The 18,623-nt window shown below is 64.6% G+C and carries 17 protein-coding genes and 3 tRNA genes; all 20 read left to right on the plus strand.

What is annotated here, in order from left to right:
* Positions 1–55: 55 nt before the first annotated feature.
* Positions 56–991: an isopenicillin N synthase family dioxygenase gene (locus tag NQ204_RS15400; RefSeq protein ID WP_116864875.1), complete on the plus strand. Its 936-nt coding sequence runs from the start codon at positions 56–58 to the stop codon at positions 989–991.
* Positions 992–1,856: 865 nt separating this feature from the next.
* Complete coding sequence (tpiA, locus tag NQ204_RS15405) at positions 1,857–2,612, plus strand: triose-phosphate isomerase (protein ID WP_116863231.1); 756 nt, start codon at positions 1,857–1,859, stop codon at positions 2,610–2,612.
* A 33-nt stretch (positions 2,613–2,645) separates the two neighbouring features.
* Positions 2,646–3,083, plus strand: coding sequence for a preprotein translocase subunit SecG (gene secG / locus NQ204_RS15410; RefSeq protein ID WP_108769459.1), 438 nt, complete (start codon positions 2,646–2,648; stop codon positions 3,081–3,083).
* 51 nt (positions 3,084–3,134) lie between these two features.
* Positions 3,135–3,219 (plus strand) — tRNA-Leu (locus tag NQ204_RS15415).
* Positions 3,220–3,329: 110 nt separating this feature from the next.
* Complete coding sequence (locus tag NQ204_RS15420) at positions 3,330–3,686, plus strand: NADH-quinone oxidoreductase subunit A (RefSeq protein ID WP_079222613.1); 357 nt, start codon at positions 3,330–3,332, stop codon at positions 3,684–3,686.
* Positions 3,677–4,231: a NuoB/complex I 20 kDa subunit family protein gene (locus tag NQ204_RS15425; RefSeq protein WP_079222612.1), complete on the plus strand. Its 555-nt coding sequence runs from the start codon at positions 3,677–3,679 to the stop codon at positions 4,229–4,231. Before NQ204_RS15420 ends, NQ204_RS15425 begins: the two co-directional genes overlap by 10 nt.
* A 33-nt stretch (positions 4,232–4,264) precedes the next feature.
* Entirely contained in the window at positions 4,265–5,014 is a 750-nt protein-coding gene (locus NQ204_RS15430; protein ID WP_256644334.1) for an NADH-quinone oxidoreductase subunit C, read from the plus strand.
* Positions 5,011–6,318, plus strand: a complete 1,308-nt coding sequence (locus NQ204_RS15435) for an NADH-quinone oxidoreductase subunit D (RefSeq protein ID WP_116863229.1) — start codon at positions 5,011–5,013, stop codon at positions 6,316–6,318. Before NQ204_RS15430 ends, NQ204_RS15435 begins: the two co-directional genes overlap by 4 nt.
* Before the next feature lie 97 nt (positions 6,319–6,415).
* Positions 6,416–6,943 (plus strand): NADH-quinone oxidoreductase subunit NuoE, encoded by a 528-nt coding sequence (nuoE, locus tag NQ204_RS15440; protein WP_108769456.1) that lies wholly within the window; start codon positions 6,416–6,418, stop codon positions 6,941–6,943.
* Between the two features lie 4 nt (positions 6,944–6,947).
* Positions 6,948–8,288, plus strand: coding sequence for an NADH-quinone oxidoreductase subunit NuoF (gene nuoF / locus NQ204_RS15445; RefSeq protein WP_108750220.1), 1,341 nt, complete (start codon positions 6,948–6,950; stop codon positions 8,286–8,288).
* Positions 8,285–10,519, plus strand: coding sequence for an NADH-quinone oxidoreductase subunit NuoG (gene nuoG, locus NQ204_RS15450; RefSeq protein ID WP_116863228.1), 2,235 nt, complete (start codon positions 8,285–8,287; stop codon positions 10,517–10,519). The genes nuoF and nuoG overlap by 4 nt, the downstream gene beginning before the upstream one ends.
* Positions 10,516–11,610 carry an NADH-quinone oxidoreductase subunit NuoH gene (gene nuoH, locus NQ204_RS15455; RefSeq protein ID WP_116863227.1) on the plus strand — a complete coding sequence of 365 codons (1,095 nt, stop codon included), beginning with the start codon at positions 10,516–10,518 and terminating at the stop codon, positions 11,608–11,610. The genes nuoG and nuoH overlap by 4 nt, the downstream gene beginning before the upstream one ends.
* A gap of 3 nt (positions 11,611–11,613) precedes the next feature.
* Entirely contained in the window at positions 11,614–12,102 is a 489-nt protein-coding gene (nuoI, locus tag NQ204_RS15460) for an NADH-quinone oxidoreductase subunit NuoI (protein ID WP_005410456.1), read from the plus strand.
* A 9-nt stretch (positions 12,103–12,111) separates the two neighbouring features.
* Positions 12,112–12,771 (plus strand): NADH-quinone oxidoreductase subunit J, encoded by a 660-nt coding sequence (locus tag NQ204_RS15465; RefSeq protein WP_116863226.1) that lies wholly within the window; start codon positions 12,112–12,114, stop codon positions 12,769–12,771.
* Positions 12,768–13,073 (plus strand): NADH-quinone oxidoreductase subunit NuoK, encoded by a 306-nt coding sequence (gene nuoK, locus NQ204_RS15470; protein ID WP_053519917.1) that lies wholly within the window; start codon positions 12,768–12,770, stop codon positions 13,071–13,073. The genes NQ204_RS15465 and nuoK overlap by 4 nt, the downstream gene beginning before the upstream one ends.
* A gap of 7 nt (positions 13,074–13,080) precedes the next feature.
* A complete protein-coding gene (nuoL, locus tag NQ204_RS15475; protein ID WP_116863225.1) occupies positions 13,081–15,252 on the plus strand; it encodes an NADH-quinone oxidoreductase subunit L in 2,172 nt (723 codons plus the stop codon).
* Positions 15,253–15,275: 23 nt separating this feature from the next.
* Positions 15,276–16,784, plus strand: coding sequence for an NADH-quinone oxidoreductase subunit M (locus NQ204_RS15480; protein ID WP_108769450.1), 1,509 nt, complete (start codon positions 15,276–15,278; stop codon positions 16,782–16,784).
* A gap of 15 nt (positions 16,785–16,799) precedes the next feature.
* Complete coding sequence (nuoN, locus tag NQ204_RS15485; protein WP_079222602.1) at positions 16,800–18,260, plus strand: NADH-quinone oxidoreductase subunit NuoN; 1,461 nt, start codon at positions 16,800–16,802, stop codon at positions 18,258–18,260.
* A 127-nt stretch (positions 18,261–18,387) separates the two neighbouring features.
* Positions 18,388–18,464 (plus strand) — tRNA-Met (locus tag NQ204_RS15490).
* Positions 18,465–18,546: 82 nt separating this feature from the next.
* A tRNA-Met gene (locus NQ204_RS15495) sits at positions 18,547–18,623 on the plus strand.

Below are 18,623 nucleotides of genomic sequence, written 5' to 3' on the forward strand. Positions count from 1 at the left end.
GCTGGCCGGCAGACAGCTGCCGGCCCTTTGACCCAACGACAAGCCAGGAACCGCTGTGAGCCAGATCCCGACCCTCGACATCACCCGTTTTGACAGCGACCGCGACGCCTTCGTGGCCGAGCTGGGCGCGGCCTACCGCCAATGGGGATTCGCGGGCATCCGCAACCACGGCATCCCGCAGGCCGACATCGACGCGGCCTACGACGTGTTCAAGGCCTTCTTCGCCCTGCCGGACGAGGTCAAGCGCCAGTACCACGTGGCCGGCAGCGGCGGCGCCCGCGGCTACACCCCGTTCGGCGTGGAAACCGCCAAGGGCTCCAAGCACTTCGACCTGAAGGAGTTCTGGCACATCGGCCGCGAGATCGCCGACGACTCCAGGTATCGTGACGTGATGGCGCCGAACCTGTGGCCGAGCGAAGTCGAGGGCTTCCGTGAGCGCGGCTACGGCCTGTACCAGGCGCTGGACAATCTGGGCTCGCGCGTCCTGTCGGCGCTGGCCCTGCACATCGGCCTGCCGGAAGACTTCTTCGCCGACAAGACCAACTTCGGCAACTCGATCCTGCGTCCGATCCACTACCCGCCGATCACGACCGACGACATCCCGAACGTGCGTGCCGGTGCGCATGGAGACATCAACTTCATCACCCTGCTGGTCGGCGCCAGCGCCGCGGGCTTGGAAGTGCAGTCTCATGATGGCAAGTGGGTGCCGTTCACCTCTGATGCCGACACCATCGTTGTCAACATCGGCGACATGCTGCAGCGCCTGACCAACCACGTGTACCCGTCGACCATCCACCGCGTGGTCAATCCCCCGGGTGAGCTGGCCCGCCAGCCGCGCTACTCGGTGCCGTTCTTCCTGCACCCGAACCCGGATTTCCTGATCGACGTGCTGCCCTCGTGCATCACCCCGGAAAACCCGAGCCGGTACCCGGAGCCGATCACCGCCCACGGGTTCCTCGAGGAACGCCTGCGCGAGATCAAGCTGAAGTAATGAGAAGGCCGCCGAAAGGCGGCTTTTTCATTACGGGTAGCGCCGGGCCGTGCCCGGCGAGCCCAGCGGAGGGTGTTCGGTGGTGTCTGGCAGGGCTGCCGCCCTGCACCTGCAGAGGCCAAAGCCAAAGCCAAAGCGGCTCTGGGTTACTGCTGGTTGGGCGGGGCGGTGTGGGTCGGCAGGACGCGCCGTAACCCCCCCTCCGGGGTCCGGCCCAGCCGCTGGCGGCTGAGCGTTCGGGCGCTTGCGAAGCAGTGCTTCGCAAGCAAAGCGCCCTCACCCATGGGGCTCGATGGCGCCATCCATGGCGTCAACGGTCCTGCCAACCCACGCCGCCCCACCCCCCGACAGTTTCCCGGTGACGGTGGGTACGGGCGGCTCCTGGTAGGTGTCGACCTTGGTCGACACCTCTGTCAGATCGACGTGGCGTAGGGGGCGATCCCTTTTCCTGCGGAAAAGGGATCTGACCCCGGAACAGCCCGGAATGCTGCTCCTGCTTTTGCTCCTGCTTTTGCCCTTGCCCTTGCTCTTGCTCTTGCTCTTCTTTTTCTTTCCGTGGCGGCCGGAGCCGCCAGGATGTGTCGGAGGCCGGGCGGGTGGGGTGCGCAGGGGCGTGAGCCGCATGGAAGCGGCGACCGAGCTTACAGGGACGTACTTGCAGCGTCCCCTGCGCAGCCCACCCGCCCGGCCAAGCCAACGAATCCAGCCGGGCCGTTCGCGACCAACCCAACCCCACCCAACCCAACCGACCCGCCACGAGGGGCCGCGCCGTTCGCTGAAAATCCATGTAACCGCTTACAAGCAAACGGGTTTTTGCCGTAACGGGTATCATGGGCGGCTGACTTCATACAGGAGCCACCCGCTCATGCGCCGCAAGATCGTCGCCGGAAACTGGAAGCTGCACGGCAGCCGTCAATTCGCCACTGACCTGCTGGGCCAGGTGGCTGCGGGGCTGCCCAAGGCCGGGGTCGAGGTGGTGATCCTGCCGCCGCTGCCCTACCTGGGGGAGCTGGTCGAGGACTTCGGCGAGACCGGCCTGATGTTCGGTGCCCAGGACGTCAGCAGCAACGAGAAGGGCGCCTACACCGGTGAGGTCTGCGCCGCCATGCTGCATGAGGTCGGTGCCCGCTACGGCCTGGTCGGTCACTCCGAGCGCCGCCAGTACCACAATGAAAGCAGCGAGCTGGTCGCGCGCAAGTTCGCCGCCGCCCTGCATGCCGGCCTGGTGCCGGTGCTTTGCGTCGGCGAGACCCTGGAACAACGCGAGGCCGGGCGGACCGAGGCCGTCATCGCCGGACAGCTGGCCCCGGTGCTGGCCCTGGTCGGGGGCGAGGGCTTCGCCACTGCCGTGGTCGCCTACGAGCCGGTCTGGGCCATCGGTACCGGCAAGACCGCCAGCAAGGAACAGGCGCAGCAGGTCCACGCGTTCATCCGTGGCGAAGTGGCGCGCATCGATGCTAGAATCGCTGATTCACTGCCCATTCTTTACGGCGGCAGCGTGAAGCCCGACAATGCCGGGGAACTGTTCGCGCAGCCGGATGTCGATGGTGGGCTGGTCGGCGGTGCCTCCCTGGTGGCCGCGGACTTCCTGGCCATCGCGGAGGCGGCGGTCGCGAACTAATCCTAGTAAGTATTGTCCGAGGGCGGATTCCCAATGCTGATGTTGATCCTCAATGTCGTCTACGTGCTCGTGGCCGTGGCCATGATCGCGCTCATCCTGATGCAGCGTGGTTCGGGTGCGGCGGCTGGTTCGGGCTTCGGCGCAGGCGCCTCGGGCACCGTGTTCGGCGCGCGTGGCGCGTCCAACTTCCTGTCCAAGTCGACCAAGTGGCTGGCCGTCGTGTTCTTCGGCATCAGCCTCTTCATGGCCTGGTATGCCGGCCACGGCAGCCGTCCGGCGGCCGACCAGGATCTGGGCCTGATGTCCGCTCCGGCGGCCAGCGCTCCGGCCGCTCCGGCAGGTGAACTCCCGGCCGTTCCGAAGGCCGATGCGGTCCCGGTCGCCCCGGTTCCGGCTGCGAATGTGCCGGCTCAGGCGGAATCTTCGGTTTCTGGTGAAGAAAAGCCTTCGGAAGGCTCCCAGAAAGACTGAAGACGGTTACAATATGCGGCGCATCGGGTTATCTGACTGATGTGATCGTTTGCCCAGGTGGCGGAATTGGTAGACGCACTACCTTGAGGTGGTAGCGACTTAGGTCGTAGGGGTTCGAGTCCCCTCTTGGGCACCATTTGTAAGTAAAGCGGGTTCTCCTGGCGCGCAATGCGCCAGCCGTTTCCCGTCCACTCCCCCATGCCAAAGCGCCTGCAGGCGCGGCGGCAGAGGCAAGAGAGAATCGCTGTGCTGGCCGAATATTTGCCGTCTCTGCTGTTTCTGATCGTCGCGACCGGTATCGGCATCACGCTGATGCTGATCGGTCGATTCCTCGGTCCCCGCCGCCCCGATCTGGAAAAGCTCTCGCCGTACGAGTGCGGCTTCGAGGCCTTCGAAGACGCGCGCATGAAGTTCGACGTGCGCTACTACCTGATCGCGATCCAGTTCATCGTCTTCGACCTGGAAATCATCTTCATCGTGCCGTGGACCCAGGTCTTCATGGAGCTGGGCGCCCGTTCGCTCGTCACCATGGGCCTGTTCGTCGGCATGCTGTTCCTCGGTTTCATTTACGTCTGGAAGAAGGGAGCGCTGGAATGGGAGTGATTCAGACTCTCGATGGCCTCATGAACAATCCGGTCCCGGAAGGGCGGGTTGATGACATCCTGCGGCCGGAGGGCGACAACCCGCTGCTGGAAAAGGGCTTCGTCACCACCAGCGTCGACGCACTGCTGAACTGGGCGCGCACCGGCTCGATGTGGCCGATGACCTTCGGTCTGGCCTGCTGCGCGGTCGAGATGATGCACGCCGGCGCCGCGCGCCTGGACCTTGACCGCTACGGCGTGGTGTTCCGCCCGTCGCCGCGTCAGTCCGACGTGATGATCGTGGCCGGTACCCTAGTCAACAAGATGGCCCCGGCACTGCGCAAGGTCTACGACCAGATGCCGGACCCGAAGTGGGTCATCTCGATGGGCAGCTGCGCCAACGGCGGCGGCTACTACCATTACTCCTATTCTGTCGTGCGCGGCTGTGATCGCGTGGTGCCGGTGGACGTCTACGTCCCGGGCTGCCCGCCGACCGCCGAGGCGCTGGTGTACGGGATCCTGCAGCTGCAGAAGAAGATCTGGCGTACACAGACCATCGCCCGCTGACCCTTCCACACTACAAGAGCGCGCCAAGCCCCCATGGCAGAGCAAGCATCCTTCATCGACCGACTCTCCGCACGTTTCGCTGGTGCGAAGGTCATCGTGGTCGAACCCCGCGGCGAAGTGACGCTGGAGGTGCCTGCCGCCGAGTGGCATGCCACCGCGCTGGCGCTGCGTGACGAGTTTGGTTTCGAGCAGGCCGTGGATCTCTGCGGCGTCGATTACCTCGGTTATGGCTCCGACGAATGGGACACCGTTGACGTGTCCTCGCAGGGCTTCAGCCGTGGCGTCGAAGGCAAGGCCCAGGGCCGTTTCGCGTGGGGCGAGTTCCCCACCGAGGAAAACGGTGCCGACGGCGCGAGCCCGCAGCACATGCCGACCCAGCGTTTCGCCGTAGTCGCCCAGCTGCGCTCCTACCAGCACAACCTGATGCTGCACCTGCGCTGCTTCGCCCCTGACGAAGCACTGCCGGTGGTGTCCTCGCTGACCGGCATCTGGCCGGGCCTGAACTGGTTCGAGCGCGAAGCGTTCGACCTGTACGGCGTGATCTTCGAAGGTCACCCGGACCTGCGCCGGATCCTGACCGACTACGGTTTCGTCGGCCATCCGTTCCGCAAGGACTTCCCGCTGATCGGCAACGTCGAAGTCCGCTACGACGAAGAAAAGAAGCGCGTGATCTACGAACCGGTCACCTCGGTGGAGCCGCGCGTCGGCGTGCCGCGCGTGATCCGCGACGACGCCCGTCTGCAGACCGCAGAAGGTGAGCGCGCGCAGGAGGCAGTGAAGTGAGCCACGTACACCAGGCCGGCGAAGCCTTCGCCAGCAACGCCGCCGAAAGCCGGCAGGAAATCCGCAACTACACCATGAACTTCGGCCCGCAGCATCCGGCCGCTCACGGTGTACTGCGCCTGATCCTGGAAATGGACGGCGAAACCATCATGCGCGCCGACCCGCACGTCGGCCTGCTGCACCGTGGTACCGAAAAGCTGGCCGAGTCCAAGCCTTTCAACCAGTCGATCGGCTACATGGATCGCCTGGACTACGTGTCGATGATGTGCAACGAGCACGCCTACGTGCGCTCGATCGAAACCCTGATGGGCATCGAGGCGCCGGAACGCGCGCAGTACATCCGCACGATGTACGACGAAATCACCCGCATCCTGAACCACCTGATGTGGCTGGGTTCCAACGCGCTCGATCTGGGTGCGATGGCGGTCATGCTGTATGCCTTCCGTGAGCGCGAAGAGCTGATGGACTGCTACGAAGCAGTCTCCGGCGCGCGCATGCACGCGGCCTACTACCGTCCGGGCGGCGTCTACCGCGACCTGCCGGACCACATGCCGAAGTACAAGGAATCGCGCTGGCACAAGGGCAAGGCGCTGAAGCAGCTCAATGCTTCGCGTGAAGGCTCGCTGCTGGACTTCCTGGAGAACTTCACCAACGAGTTCCCGGGTCGCGTCGACGAATACGAAACCCTGCTGACCGACAACCGTATCTGGAAGCAGCGTACGGTCGGCATCGGCGTGGTCAGCCCGGAACTGGCCCACCAGTGGGGCATGACCGGCGTGATGCTGCGCGGCTCGGGCGTTGCCTGGGACCTGCGCAAGAAGCGTCCGTACGCCAAGTACGATGCCGTCGATTTCGACATCCCGCTGGGCAAGGAAGGCGACTGCTACGATCGCTACCTGTGCCGCGTGGCGGAAATGCGTGAGTCCAACCGCATCATCAAGCAGTGCGTGGCGTGGCTGAAGGCCAACCCGGGCCCGGTGATGGTGAAGAACTTCAAGGTCGCGCCGCCCAGCCGCGAGGACATGAAGGACGACATGGAAGCGCTGATCCATCACTTCAAGCTGTTCAGCGAAGGCTACTGCGTGCCGGCCGGCGAAACCTATTCGGCGGTGGAAGCCCCGAAGGGTGAGTTCGGCTGCTACCTGGTCTCCGATGGCGCCAACAAGCCTTTCCGCGTGCACCTGCGCGCGCCGGGCTTCGCCCACCTGTCCTCGATCGATTCGATCGTGCGCGGCCACATGCTGGCCGACGTGGTGGCGATGATCGGCACCTACGATCTGGTGTTCGGCGAGGTTGACCGGTAATGACGTCTGCCAAGCCAACGCCTGCTGCAGGCAGCCGGCGCAAGCCGGCGCCGCAGTTTCTGCAATTTCACGTTATGCATTTCGCTGAGGTCGGCCGATGAAGGCGACAGGTAATTTCGAGACGGCGCGCGACGTCGACCCGATGGTGGTGTTGAGCGACAAGACGCGCGCTCACATCGATCACTGGCTGTCCAAGTTCCCGCCGGACCGCAAGCGCTCTGCCGTGCTGCAGGGCCTGCATGCGGCCCAGGAGCAGAACCAGGGCTGGCTGACCGACGAGCTGATCGCCGGCGTGGCCAAGTACCTGGATCTGCCGCCGGTGTGGGCCTATGAGGTCGCCAGCTTCTACTCGATGTTCGAGACCGAGAAGGTGGGCCGCAACAACGTGGCCATCTGCACCAACATCAGCTGCTGGCTCAATGGCGCCGAGGACATCGTGCGCCATTGCGAGAAGAAGCTGGGCATCAAGCACGGCCAGTCCACCCCGGACGGCCGCGTCTACCTCAAGCGCGAGGAGGAGTGCCTGGCAGGCTGCGGTGGTGCACCGATGATGGTCATCAACGGTCATTACCATGAGCGTCTGACCCTTGAAAAGGTCGACGAGCTGCTGGATGGGCTGGAGTAAGGGCATGGCACATCACCACGAATCCAAGGGTCCGGTCGGCCCCGCGCCGCTGCCGCACCAGGTGGTCTATACCACCCTGCATTACGACACCCCGTGGTCGTACGAAAGCTACCTGAAGACCGGTGGCTACGCCGCCCTGCGCAAGATCCTCGAAGAGAAGATCCCGCCGGAGCAGGTCATCGAGATGGTCAAGGCCTCGGGCCTGCGCGGCCGCGGTGGCGCTGGCTTCCCGACCGGCCTGAAGTGGTCCTTCATGCCCAAGGGCAACATGCAGAAGTACATCCTCTGCAACTCGGATGAATCCGAGCCGGGCACCTGCAAGGACCGCGACATCCTGCGCTACAACCCGCATTCGGTCGTGGAAGGCATGGCAATTGCCTGCTACGCCACCGGCTCGACCGTGGGCTACAACTACCTGCGCGGTGAGTTCCACCACGAGCCGTTCGAGCACTTCGAACAGGCCCTGGCCGATGCCTATGCAAATGGCTGGCTGGGCAAGAACGTGATGGGCTCGGGCGTGGACATCGACATCTACGGTGCCCTGGGCGCCGGCGCCTACATCTGCGGCGAAGAAACCGCGCTGATGGAATCGCTGGAAGGCAAGAAGGGCCAGCCGCGCTACAAGCCGCCGTTCCCGGCGAACTTCGGCCTGTACGGCAAGCCGTCGACGATCAACAACACCGAAACCTACGGTTCGGTGCCGGCGATCATCCGCAACGGTCCGGAGTGGTTCAAGGGCCTGAGCCTGACCGGCAACGGTGGCCCGAAGTGCTTCTCGGTCTCCGGCTGCGTGCAGAACGGCGGCAACTTCGAAGTGCCGCTGGGCACCACCTTCGACGACCTGCTGGAAATGGCCGGTGGCCTGCGTCCGGGCCGCACCCTGAAGGGCGCGATCCCGGGCGGCGTGTCGATGCCGGTGCTGACCGCGGCCGAGCTGAAGGGCCTGCCGATGGACTACGACACCATCCGTGCGCTGGGCTCCGGCCTGGGTTCGGGCGCCGTCGTGGTGCTGGATGACAGCGTCTGCTGCGTCAAGTTCGCCTGCCGCATCAGTCAGTTCTTCCACAAGGAATCCTGCGGTCAGTGCACCCCGTGCCGTGAAGGCACCGGCTGGATGCACCGCGTGCTGGAGCGCATCGTCGCCGGCAAGGCCACGATGGAAGACCTGCACCAGCTGAAGGCGGTGGCCGGCCAGATCGAAGGCCACACCATCTGTGCGTTCGGCGAAGCGGCTGCATGGCCCATCCAGGGCTTCCTGCGCCAGTTCTGGGACGAGTTCGAGTACTACATCGTCAACGGTCATTCGATGGTTGACGGCAAGAAGGTGGAGGCAGCCGCTGCATGAGCGCGCAACCCGTAAATCCGAGTGTCCCACCCGATCACGTCACCATCGAGATCGATGGCAAGTCGCTGGTCGTGCCCAAGGGCTCGATGATCATCCAGGCCGCCGACAAGGCCGGCATCTCCATTCCGCGCTTCTGCTACCACGAGAAGCTGCCGATCGCCGCCAACTGCCGCATGTGCCTGGTGGACGTGGAGAAGTCGCCGAAGCCGGCGCCGGCCTGCGCCACCCCGGTGATGGACGGCATGAAGGTCGCCACCCGCAGTGAGAAGGCGCTCAAGTTCCAGCGTTCGGTGATGGAGTTCCTGCTCATCAACCACCCGCTGGATTGCCCGATCTGCGACCAGGGCGGTGAGTGCGAGCTGCAGGACGTCTCGCTGGGCTATGGCCGTTCGGTCAGCCGCTTCAACGAGCGCAAGCGCGTGGTGCCGGACGAGGACATGGGTCCGCTGGTCGCCACCGAGATGACCCGCTGCATCCAGTGCACCCGCTGTGTGCGCTTCACCGCCGACGTGGCAGGCACCTATGAACTGGGTGGCATGTACCGCGGCGAGAACCTGCAGATCGGTACCTACGACGGCAAGCCGCTGACCACCGAGCTGTCCGGCAACGTCGTCGACGTCTGCCCGGTCGGCGCGCTGACCAACAAGGTGTTCCAGTTCCGCGCCCGTCCGTGGGAACTGACCGCGCGCGAATCGCTGGGCTACCACGACGCCATGGGTTCGAACCTGTTCCTGCACGTGCGTCGCGGCGAAGTGCTGCGTACCGTGCCGCGCGACAACGAAGCCGTGAACGAGTGCTGGCTGTCCGACCGTGACCGCTACTCGCACCAGGGCCTGTACAGCGAAGACCGTGCGGTCAAGCCGCTGCGCAAGGTCAACGGCGAGTGGCAGGAAGTGAGCTGGGCCGAAGGCCTGGCCGCGGCTGCCGAGATCCTGAAGGCCCACCAGGGTGACCACCTGGGCGTGCTGGTGCACCCCTCGACCTCCAACGAGGAAGGCGCGCTGCTGGCCCGCCTGGCCAAGGGCCTGGGCTCGAACAACATCGACCACCGCATCAACAACCGCGACTTCTCCGACGCTGCAACCGCCGAAGTGTTCGGCCTGCCGCTGGCCGAGATCGAAGGCGCCGACCGCATCGTGGTTCTGGGCAGCAACATCCGCCACGAACTGCCGCTGCTGCACGCCCGCCTGCGCAAGGCGCAGACCACCAAGGGCGCGAAGATCCACGTCGTCAACCCGGTGGACTTCGACTTCGCCTTCAGCATCGCCGGCAAGCAGATCGTCGCCCCGTCGAAGTTCGTCGACGCGCTGGCCAGCGAAGAGCTGCGTTCGGCAGTGCAGGGCGGTACCAACACCGTGCTGATCGTCGGTGGCATCGCCGAGAACCACCCGCAGGCCGCCGCGATCCGCGCCGCTGCGCGTGACTTCGCTGCCGCCACCGGCGCCAAGCTGTGCCGCATCCCGCAGGGCGCCAATGCCGTGGGCCTGACCCGCGCCGGCGTGCTGCCGGCCGGCAAGGACGTGGCCACCATGCTGGCGCAGCCGCGCCAGGCCTACGTGGTGTACGGCCTCGAGCCGGGCCTGGACTTCGCCGATGCCCCGGCCGCGCGCAAGGCGCTGGTCGGTGCCAAGGTGGTGGCCTTCAGCCAGTTCGCCTGCGTCTCCACCCGCGACGTTGCCGACGTCATCCTGCCGATCGGCGCGCTGCCGGAAATCGACGCCACCCTGACCAACCTCGATGGTCGCGAGCAGTCGGCCCGTGCCGGCGGCAAGCTGCCGGGCGAGGCCCGCGAGGGCTGGCGCGTGCTGCGCGCACTGGGCGGCGAGATGGCGCTGGCCGGTTTCGACTTCACCGACCTGGCCGGCCTGCGTGCCAGCCTGGCGCCGGTGTCGGTTCCCGTGGCGGCCTCGGCCCAGCCGGCCGTTGAAGGCGAAGGCCTGGAAGTGGCTTCGACCGCTGCGATCTACCGCACCGATGCGGTGGTCCGTCGCGCGCCGGCGCTGCAGTCGCATCCGCTCAACAACGCCCCGCGCATCGTGCTGAACGCTGACGATGCCGCGCGCCTGCAGCTGCAGGAAGGGCAGATGGCCAAGGTCGGCACCGATGCCGGCAAGGCCACCCTGCCGGTGGTGGTCGACGCCCGCGTCGCTGCGGGTTCGGTCTGGATTGAATCGGGCCACGGCGCGACCGCGCCGCTGGGTGCCGCTCGCGTATCGGTGGTGGCTGCATGAACGAATTGCTGTTGAACGCGGTCGACCCGCTGCACCAGTGGCTGCTTGCCCTCGGTGATATCGGCGCGCTGATCTGGATCATCCTGAAGATCCTGGTGATCACCGTGCCGGTGATCGTCTCGGTGGCCTTCTACGTGGTCTGGGAACGCAAGCTGATCGGCTGGATGCACGTCCGCCACGGCCCGATGTACGTGGGCATGGGCGTCTTCCAGGCCTTCGCCGACGTCTTCAAGCTGCTGTTCAAGGAAGTGGTCCAGCCCAGCAGCGCCAACAAGGCGATCTACCTGCTGGCCCCGCTGATCACCCTGGCCCCGGCGTTTGCCGCCTGGTCGGTGGTGCCCTTCGACTCGCAGATCGTGCTGTCCAACGCCAACGCTGGCCTGCTGTACCTGCTGGCGATGACCTCGCTGGGCATCTACGGCATCATCCTGGCCGGTTGGGCATCCAACTCGAAGTACGCATTCCTGGGCGCCATGCGCGCCTCGGCGCAGATGATCAGCTACGAAATCGCGATGGGCTTCGCCCTCGTCGGCGTGATGATCGCTTCGGGCAGCCTGAACCTGAGCAGCATCGTCATGGCACAGGCCGGCAGCTCCGGTTTCTTCGACTGGTTCCTGCTGCCGCTGTTCCCGCTGTTTGTCATCTACTGGGTGTCGGGCGTGGCTGAAACCAACCGCGCCCCGTTCGACGTGGTGGAAGGCGAATCGGAAATCGTCGCCGGCCACATGGTCGAATACTCCGGCGGTGCCTTCGCCCTGTTCTTCCTGGCCGAGTACGCGAACATGATCCTGATCAGCTTCCTGATCTCGATCTTCTTCCTCGGTGGCTGGCTGAGCCCGATCCAGGGCTGGGTGAACTTCGGCGATGTCTCGCCGTTGGTCGACTGGATCTGGAAGGGCGGTGCACCGTGGCTGTTCGTCAAGGTGTTCTTCTTCGCCAGTGCCTACATCTGGTTCCGTGCCAGCTTCCCGCGCTTCCGCTATGACCAGATCATGCGCCTGGGCTGGAAGGTCTTCATCCCGCTGGCCATTCTGTGGATCGCGGTTACCGCCGTCATGGTGTTCTTCGGCGTGATTCAAAAGGGCGTCTAAGTGATGAACAGGATTACCCATTACTTCAAGAGCCTGCTGCTGCTCGAACTGCTGGCCGGTCTCTGGCTGACGCTGAAGTACAGCTTCAAGCCGAAGTACACGATGATGTACCCGATGGAGAAGTTCCCGCAGTCGCCGCGCTTCCGTGGCCTGCACGCCCTGCGCCGTTACCCCAACGGTGAAGAGCGCTGCATCGCCTGCAAGCTGTGCGAAGCGGTGTGCCCGGCACTGGCCATCACCATCGACTCGGCCAAGCGCGAGGACGGCACCCGCCGTACCACCCGCTACGACATCGATCTGTTCAAGTGCATCTTCTGCGGCTTCTGCGAAGAAAGCTGCCCGGTGGACTCGATCGTCGAAACCCACATCCTCGAGTACCACTTCGAGAACCGTGGCGAAAACATCGTTACCAAGCCGCAGCTGCTGGCCCTTGGCGATCGTCTCGAAAACGAGATCGCCGAGCGTCGTGCCGCCGATGCCGCTTACCGCTGAGGTCGAGAGATGGATTGGGTAAATTTCGCTTTCTGGGTGTTCGCCATCGCGGCAACGGTTTCGGCCGGTGCGGTGATCAGCGTGCGCAACCCGGTTCACGCCGTGCTCTGCCTGGTGCTGACCTTCTTCTCCATCGCCTGCGTGTGGCTGCTGGTCGGTGCCGAGTTCCTCGGTGTCGCCCTGGTGCTGGTCTACGTCGGCGCGGTGATGGTGCTGTTCCTGTTCGTGGTGATGATGCTCGACATCGATCCCACGAACCTGCGTGAGGGCTGGGTGCGCTACCTTCCGGTCGGCCTGATCGTGGCCGTGGCGATGCTGGTGCAGATGCTGATCCTGATCGGGGTGAAGGGCAGGGCGGTCAACGCCTTCCCGGCGGACAACGCTGCGGCCCTGGCCGCGGACACGTCCAACATCACCTGGCTGGCACGCAGCCTGTTCACCGAGTTCCTGCTGCCGTTCGAGTTCGCCGCCGTGATCCTGACCGTGGCCGTGGTTGCCGCCGTCATGCTGACCCTGCGTCGCCGTACCGGCGTGAAGAGCCAGAACCCGGGTGACCAGACCATGGTCAAGGCCTCGCAGCGTCTGCGCGTGGTCAAGATGGACGCCGAACAGCCGCTGGTCCACACCAACACCAAGCCGGTCGCGGGCGACGAGGAGACCCAGGCATGATCACTCTCGGCCACATCCTGGCGCTGGGCGCGGTGCTGTTCTGCATCAGCCTTGCCGGCATCTTCCTCAACCGCAAGAACATCATCGTCCTGCTGATGTCCATCGAGTTGATGCTGCTGTCGGTGAACATCAACTTTGTCGGGTTCTCGCGCCAGCTCGGCGATCCGTCCGGCCAGCTGTTCGTGTTCTTCATCCTGACCGTCGCCGCAGCCGAGGCCGCCATCGGCCTGGCGATCCTGGTGACCCTGTTCCGTACACGCCGCACAATCAATGTCGGCGAAGTCGATTCGCTGAAGGGCTGATCCACAGATGGAAATCACTCTCTCCAAGAGTCTGTTGATCGCAGTGGTGCTTGCACCGCTGTTCGGCAGCATCATCGCCGGCCTGTTCGGTCGCCAGGTCAAGCGCTTCGGCGCCCAGACCGTCACCATCCTCGGCGTGGCCATCAGCTGCGCCCTGTCGATGTACACGCTGTACCAGCTGGTCTGGGGCGGTGCACAGCCGTTCAACCAGAACCTGTACACCTTCTTCGAAGTCGGCCAGTACTCGGCCCATGTCGGCTTCATGGTCGACAAGCTGACCGCGATGATGATGGTGGTGGTGACCTTCGTGTCGCTGCTGGTCCACATCTACACCATCGGCTACATGGAAGAAGACCCGGGCTACCAGCGCTTCTTCAGCTACATCTCGCTGTTCACCTTCTCGATGCTCACCCTGGTGATGAGCAACAACTTCCTGCAGCTGTTCTTCGGCTGGGAAGCGGTGGGCCTGGTGTCGTACCTGCTGATCGGCTTCTGGTTCAAGCGCCCGACCGCGATCTTCGCCAACATGAAGGCGTTCCTGGTCAACCGCGTCGGTGACTTCGGCTTCCTGCTGGGCATCGCCGGCGTGCTGTGGGTGTTCGGCACCCTGGACTACTCGCAGGTCTTCTCGCAGGCAGGCGCCCTGGCCAGCCCCGAAGCCAAGATGCAGATCTGGGACGGCACCGTGTTCGGCATGCAGCTGCTGAGCGACCCGGTGGTCTGGTCGATCGCGACCGTCATCTGCATCTGCCTGTTCATCGGCGCCATGGGCAAGTCGGCCCAGGTCCCGCTGCACGTGTGGCTGCCGGATTCGATGGAAGGCCCGACCCCGATCTCGGCACTGATCCACGCCGCGACGATGGTGACCGCAGGCATCTTCATGGTCACCCGCATGTCGCCGCTGTTCGAGCTGTCGCAGACCGCGCTGAACTTCATCCTCTTCATCGGTGCCACCACCGCGTTCTTCACCGGCCTGATCGGCATCGTGCAGAACGACATCAAGCGCGTGGTTGCGTACTCGACGCTGTCCCAGCTCGGCTACATGACCGTGGCGCTGGGCGTCTCGGCCTACTCGGCCGCCGTGTTCCACCTGATGACCCACGCCTTCTTCAAGGCGCTGCTGTTCCTGGGTGCCGGCTCGGTCATCATCGCGATGCACCACGAGCAGGACATGCGCAAGATGGGCGGCCTGCGCAAGTACATGCCGATCACCTTCATCACCATGTGGATCGGTACCCTGGCCCTGGTCGGTACGCCGTTCTTCTCCGGCTTCTATTCCAAGGACACCATCATCGAGGCGGCCGAGATCCACGCCCACATGCAGAACACCTGGGTGGCCACCTACGGCTACTGGGCAGTGCTGGGTGGCGTGCTGGTGACCAGCTTCTACAGCTTCCGCCTGCTGTTCCTGACCTTCCATGGTCCGGAGCGCTTCCGTGACGCGCACCACGATGACCACGGCCATGACGACCATCATGCCGCCGATGCCCATCACGCCGATGCGCACCACGGCGATGCACATGACGACCACGGCCATGGCCATGGTCCGCATGAGCCGCACGAAACCCCGTGGGTGGTGACCCTGCCGCTGATCCTGCTGGCCATCCCCTCGATCGCCATCGGTTTCTTCAGCATCGGTCCGATGCTGCACGGCACCGACTGGGCCGGCCACCACGCCCACGAGGCGATCAAGGGCCAGGCGACCACGTTCTTCACCGGCATCGTCGATTTCTACGATCCGGCCAAGAACACCGTGGCCTTCCTCGGCGAGGAGTTCCATGGCCCGGTGGCGTTCGCGCTGCACGGCATGATGCTGCCGCCGTTCTTCCTGACCGTCGCAGGCTTCCTGCTGGCCGCGCTGTTCTACCTGTGGAAGCCGGACCTGTCGGGCAAGGCCCGCAGGACCTTTGCTCCGCTGGTCTCGGTGCTGGAAAACAAGTACGGCTTCGACAAGCTGTGGATCGACGGTTTTGCCGGTGGCAGCGTCAAGCTCGGCAAGGTCGCTCGCTGGATCGACAGCAACATCGTCGACGGCGTGGTCAATCTCTCGGCACGTGTTGTGGACGTCGCAGCCGGCGTGCTGCGTCGTACCCAATCCGGTTTCCTCTATCACTACGCCTTCGCGATGATCATCGGCCTGATTGCCCTCCTGGGCGTGCTGATGCATTACCTGCGTTGATGACCTGTACGGAATAAGAAGACGTGTCGAACTGGCCCCTACTCAGTGTCCTCATCTGGCTGCCGATCCTCGGCGGTGCCCTGATCCTTGCGATCCGTGATGCGCAGACCGCCCGCTGGGCGTCGATCGGCGTGGCGCTGCTGACCTTCGTTGCGAGTCTCTCGCTGCTCGGCGGCTACAACCCGGCTGCCGATGGCATGCAGTTCGTCGAGACCCATGCGTGGATCCCGGCGTACAAGATCGGCTACAACCTGGGCGTGGATGGCATCGCCATCGCGCTGATCCTGCTGACCACCCTGGTCGGCGTGCTGGCCCTGCTGGGTGCCTGGAGCGCGATCGACAAGCGCGTGAACCAGTACGTGGCGGCCTTCCTGATCCTGGAAGGCGTCACCGTCGGCATCTTCTCGGCCACGGACGCGATGCTGTTCTACGTGTTCTTCGAGGCGATGCTGATCCCGATGTTCCTCATCATCGGTGTCTGGGGCGGCCCGCGCCGCATCTACGCCGCGATGAAGTTCTTCCTGTACACCTTCCTCGGCTCGGTGCTGATGCTGGTGGCGCTGATCTACCTGTACATGAAGGGTGGCAGCTTCCAGCTGGCCGACCTGTACGCGCTGCCGCTGAGCGCCAAGGAACAGACCTGGATCTTCTTCGCCTTCCTGATCGCCTTCGCGGTCAAGGTGCCGATGTTCCCGGTGCACACCTGGCTGCCGGACGCCCACGTGGAAGCGCCGACCGCCGGTTCGGTGATCCTGGCCGCCATCGCCCTGAAGATCGGTGGCTACGGCTTCCTGCGCTTCAACCTGCCGATCGTTCCGGATGCGTCCAACGAGTGGGCCTGGCTGGTGATCGCGCTGTCGCTGATCGCGGTGATCTACGTCGGTCTGGTCGCCCTGGTGCAGGACGACATGAAGAAGCTGATCGCCTATTCGTCGATCGCGCACATGGGCTTCGTCACCCTGGGCACCTTCATCGCCCTGTGGCTGGTGCGTGAAGCCGGCAACGCCGATGCCGCCCGCCTGGGCCTGCAGGGCGCCATGGTGCAGATGATCTCGCACGGCTTCGTGTCCGGTGCGATGTTCTCCTGCGTCGGCGTGCTGTACGACCGCATGCACAGCCGCCGCATCGCCGATTACGGCGGCGTGGTCAACGTGATGCCGTGGTTCGCCACCTTCGCCATGCTGTTCTTCATGGCCAATGCCGGCCTGCCGGGCACCAGTGGTTTTGCCGGTGAGTTCATGGTCATCCTGGCTGCGTTCCAGCGCAATCCGTGGATCGCCCTGGGCGCCGCCACCACCCTGATCATCGGTGCGGCCTACACCCTGTGGCTGTACAAGCGCATCTTCTTCGGCGAAGTGGCCAACAGCCACGTAGCCGAACTGAAGGACATCAACGGCCGCGAATGGGCGCTGCTGAGCGTGTTCGCCATCGGCGTGCTGGCGCTGGGCATCTACCCCAAGCCGCTGACCGACCTGATGGAGCCCTCGATCGCGAAGCTGGCGATGCAGATCGCATCCAGCAAGCTGCTGTAATTCCAGGATTTGATGATGACCACCTCGCCGCTGCTGCCATTGACCGCCGCTGACCTGCCACCGCTCGCTCCCGAGCTGGTGCTGATCGGCAGCGCCTTCGCCCTGATGATCCTCGATCTGTTCGTCAGCAACCGGAACAAGATCGTCACCCACCTGTTCTCGGTCGCTGCACTGGCCGTGGTGCTGTTCATGCTCGCCACCGGCGTGGGCGGGCAGGGTGAGGTCTTCCACGGCATGTTCGTGCGCGATACCGCCGCGGACGTGATGAAGACCGGGATCGTGCTGCTCAGCGGCCTGACCCTGGTCTACGGCTGGCGCTACCTGCGCGACCGCAACCTGTTCCAGGGCGAGATCCCGGTGCTGATCCTGTTCGGCACCGCCGGCATGATGATCCTGGTCTCGGCCGGCAGCCTGCTGATGGTCTACCTGGGCCTGGAACTGCTGGCCCTGTGCTCCTACGCACTGGTCGCCAGCAACCGCGACAGCGGCCTGGCCTCGGAAGCGGCGATGAAGTACATCGTGCTCGGTTCGCTGGCGTCGGGCCTGCTGCTGTACGGCATGTCGCTGATCTACGGCGCCACCGGCAGCCTGCACCTGGATGCCATCCAGGCCGCCATCCCGCATTCGGATGAGCGCGTGCTGCTGATCACCGGTGCGGTCTTCATGATCGCCGGCGTGGCCTTCAAGCTGGGTGCCGCTCCGTTCCACATGTGGCTGCCCGACGTCTACCAGGGTGCCCCGGCGCCGATCGCGCTGTTCATCAGCTCGGCACCGAAGCTGGCCGCCTTCGGCATGGCCTACCGCCTGCTGGAAATGGGCGTGGGCCCGCTGTCGACCGAACTGCAGCTGCTGATCGCCGGCTTGGCCGCCGTGTCGCTGGTCATCGGCAACCTGATGGCGATCGCGCAGAGCAACCTCAAGCGCATGCTGGCGTTCTCCACCGTGTCGCACATCGGCTTCCTGCTGATGGGCATCGCCGGTGGCGGCGCGCAGGGCTATGCCGCCGCGCTGTTCTACGCACTGGCCTACGCCATCATGTCCACCGCCGCCTTCGGTGCGATCATCGCCCTGTCGCGCGCCGGCTTTGAAGCCGAGAACATCGAGGACTTCAAGGGCCTGAACGCCCGCAACCCGTGGATGGCCGGCCTGGTGCTGTGCATCATGGCGTCGCTGGCCGGCATCCCGCCGTTCCTGGGCTTCTGGACCAAGCTGGCCGTGCTCGGCGCTGCCGTCAACGGCGGCCTGCTGTGGCTGGCCATCCTCGGCGTGCTGTGCGCCGTGGTCGGCTGCTTCTACTACCTGCGCGTCATCAAGGTCATGTACTTCGATGAGCCGGTGGGCGAGGCCATGCCGCGCAACAACGACCGCGTGCTGGGCGTGGTGCTGGGCGTGAATGCCCTGGCGCTGCTGGCCCTGGGCCTGGCCTGGAACCCGATCATGGTCTGGTGCCAGCAGGCATTTGCGCATCTTGCATAAAAGTTGACACAAAGCTGCGCGTTTCGTGTAATATGCGCAGCCTGAGTTGTCACTGCAGCGGTTCAGCCAGAACATCGTTGCGGTAGCCCTCCTCGAAAGAGCAGGGCAGCAGTTCAAACACTTCCGGTGCGGGGTGGAGCAGTCTGGCAGCTCGTCGGGCTCATAACCCGAAGGTCGCAGGTTCAAATCCTGCCCCCGCTACCAACTTCAGATCGGCGCCAACCGGTTTGATGAATGAGGAAAAGCTTGCATGTTTTGAAGCCATCCCTCATAATTCCGCTTCTGATGCGGGGTGGAGCAGTCTGGCAGCTCGTCGGGCTCATAACCCGAAGGTCGCAGGTTCAAATCCTGCCCCCGCTACCA

This window comes from Stenotrophomonas testudinis, from assembly GCF_024499815.1.
Lineage (GTDB): Bacteria > Pseudomonadota > Gammaproteobacteria > Xanthomonadales > Xanthomonadaceae > Stenotrophomonas.